1 protein-coding gene is annotated in these 3,065 nt (G+C 72.8%); it reads right to left on the bottom strand.

Going from position 1 to position 3,065, the window contains the following annotated elements; translation table 11 throughout:
• A partial coding sequence (locus ABTZ94_RS37070; RefSeq protein WP_351207797.1) for an SDR family NAD(P)-dependent oxidoreductase occupies window positions 1-3,065 on the bottom strand: 3,065 nt, incomplete at both ends.

The following is a 3,065-nucleotide window of genomic DNA, read 5'->3' as shown; positions in this document are numbered from 1 at the left end:
GATCGGGTCACCCAGCGTCGTACCCGTGCCGTGCGCCTCGATGACGTCGACATCGGCGACGGTGAGCCGGGCGTTGGCGAGCGCCTGGCGGATGACGCGCTGCTGGGACGGCCCGTTCGGCGCCGTCAGGCCGTTGCTCGCACCGTCCTGGTTGATCGCGGTGCCACGGACGATGGCCAGCACCGGGTGGCCGTTCTTCCGCGCGTCGGACAGCCGCTCCACGAGCAGCATGCCGACACCCTCGGCGGGACTGAAGCCGTCGGCGTCCGCCGAGAACGCCTTGCTGCGGCCGTTGGAGGACAGTCCGCGCTGTCGGCTGAACTCGATGAAGGTGCCGGGGGTTGCCATCACGGTCGCGCCGCCGGCCAGCGCCAGTTCGCACTCTCCGGTACGCAGCGCCTGGACAGCCAGGTGTAGTGCGACCAGCGACGCCGAGCAGGCGGTGTCGACGGTGACCGCCGGACCCTCCAGGCCGAAGACGTAGCTGAGCCGACCGGAAACCACGCTGGCGGCACTGCCGGTGGCCAGGTGACCTTCGTAGCCGTCGGTGGTGTTCCGCATGAGGATGGAGTAGTCGGAGCCGTTGGTCCCGACGAAGACGCCGGACTGGCTGCCCTGCAGCGTCGCCGGGTCGATGCCCGCGCGCTCGAACGCCTCCCAGCTGGTCTCCAGCAGCAACCGCTGCTGCGGGTCCATCGCCATCGCTTCACGCGGCGAGATACCGAAGAAGGTGGGGTCGAACTCGGCCACGCCGGTGAGGAAGCCGCCCTCGCGGGTGTAGCTGGTGCCCTGCGCGTCCGGGTCCGGGTTGTAGAGGGATTCCACGTCCCAGCCACGGTCGGCCGGGAACTCCGACAGCGCGTCACCGCCGGAGGTCAGCAGCTGCCACAGCTCTTCGGGCGAGTGCACGCCGCCGGGGAAGCGGCAGCTCATCGCGACGATCGCGATCGGTTCGTCGTCGGCCGCAGCCGCCGCGGTGGGCAGCGGGGCCGCGGCCGCCGACTGTCCACCGGACAGCTCGGCGCGCAGGTGCTTGGCCAGCGCGTTCGGCGTCGGGTAGTCGAAGATCAGCGTCGGTGGCAGCTTGAGGCTGCAGGCGGCGCTGAGCCGGTTGCGCAGCTCGACCGCGGTGAGCGAGTCGAAGCCCAGCTCCTTGAAGGCACGTACGGCCTCGACGGCATCGGCGCCGGCGTAGCCCAGCACGGTCGCCGCGGCACTGCGCACCAGTTCCAGCAGCAGCCGCTCCTGCTCGGCCTCGGGCAGCCCGCCGAGCTTCTGTGCGAGGGCAGCGGCGCCGGCGTCCTCCGTCTCGGCGTCGCCCCGCATGTCCTTGATGACGTCCTGTGCTTCGGGCAGGTCGTGCAGCAGCGGCCGGGAACGGCCGGAGGTGAAGGCGAGGACGAAGCGCTTCCACTCCATGTCGACGACGGTCAGCACCGACTCGTCCCGGTCCAGGGCGTGCTGGAGCGCGGAGACGGCCATTTCGGGCGCCATCTCGATGACGCCGTGACGGCGCATGCGGTCGCCGACGCCGCCCTCGGCCATGCCGCCCTCGCCCCACGGGCCCCAGGCCAGCGAGGTGGCGGGCAGTCCGGCGTCGCGGCGCCACTCGGCGAAGGCGTCCAGGAACGCGTTGCCCGGCGCGTAGTTGCCCTGGCCGGGTGCGCCGAAGGTGGCGGCGAAGGAGGAGAACAGCACGAACGCGGACAGGTCCAGGTCCTTGGTGAGCTCGTGCAGGTGGAGCGTGGCGTCGACCTTGACCTTCAGCACCCTGTCGACCTGCTCGGGCGTCAGGCCCTCGATCACGCCGTCGTCCAGCACCGCGGCGGTGTGCACCACGGCGGTCAGTGGCTGTTCGGCGGGGATACCGGCCAGCAGCACGGTGACGGCGTCGCGGTCGGCCACGTCGCAGGCGGTGATGGTGATCTCGGTGCCCAGTGCGGTCAGTTCGTCGCGCAGCTCGGCGGCGCCGGGCGCGTCCGGGCCGCGGCGGCTGGTGAGCACCAGGTGCTCGGCACCGTTACGGGCCAGCCAACGGGCCACCTGCGCACCCAGCGCACCCGTGCCCCCGGTCACCAGCGTGGTCCCGGCCGGCCGCCAGGTCCGTACGGCAGGCGTCTCGGCGAGCGGGGACCGGACCAGCCGCCGTACGAACAGCCCGGTGGGCCGGATCGCGACCTGGTCCTCGTCCTCGGCTCCGGCCAGGACCGTGACCAGCCGGGCCAGCGCCCGGTCGTCGGCGGCCTGCGGCAGATCGACCAGACCGCCCCAGCGCTCGCCGTGTTCCAGGGCGGTCACCCGGCCCAGGCCCCAGATCAGCGCCTGCTGCGGCGACTCCAGCCGGTCCGAGCGGGTAGCGGAGACCGCGCCCCGGGTGGCGCACCACAGCGGCGCGGCGATCTCCGCGTCGCCCAGCGCCTGAAGCAGCGCCAGCTCTGCGGCAACTCCGGCGGGGACGGAGGTGTGCTCGGGGTGCGGGCGGTCGTCGAGTGCCAGCAGGGACAGCACGCCGTTGAACGGCGCGCCCTCGTCGGCGGCCGTCTGACGAAGAAGCTCGGTGAAGGATGTCCGGCCGTCCGCGCCGGTGTCCATGACGAGCTGCCGTACGTCGGCGCCGCGCTCGGCGAGGACGCGGGCCGTGCCCTGCGCCCACTCCCCCTCTGCCGCGTACTGCGGGACGATCAGCAGCCAGGTGCCGGACAGCCGCGCCGACTGCCCGTCGGCCAGCGGCTTCCAGGTCACGCGGTAGCGCCAGCCGTCCACCGCGGAGCGCTCGCGGGCCTGCTTGCGCCAGGTGGACAGCGCCGGCAGTACGGTGCTGAGCGGCTGGTCGCCGTCGACCGCGAGTTCCTCGGCCAACGCCTGCCAGTCCTCGCGCTCCACGGCCTCCCAGAAGCAGGTGTCCACCGGGTCTGCCTGCGCCGCCCCGGCCGTCGGCGCGAGCGCCGCCTCCGGCCAGAACCGCTCGGTCTGGAAGGCGTAGGTGGGCAGCTCGACACGCTGTGCGCCCATACCCCCGTACACCGTGTCCCAGTCGACGCTCACGCCACGTGTCCACGCCTCGC

The organism is Streptomyces sp. NPDC002785 (assembly GCF_040295565.1).
GTDB lineage: Bacteria > Actinomycetota > Actinomycetes > Streptomycetales > Streptomycetaceae > Streptomyces.
The sequence above is the reverse complement of the archived record's forward strand: the minus strand, read 5'-3'. Positions and strand labels throughout refer to the sequence as shown.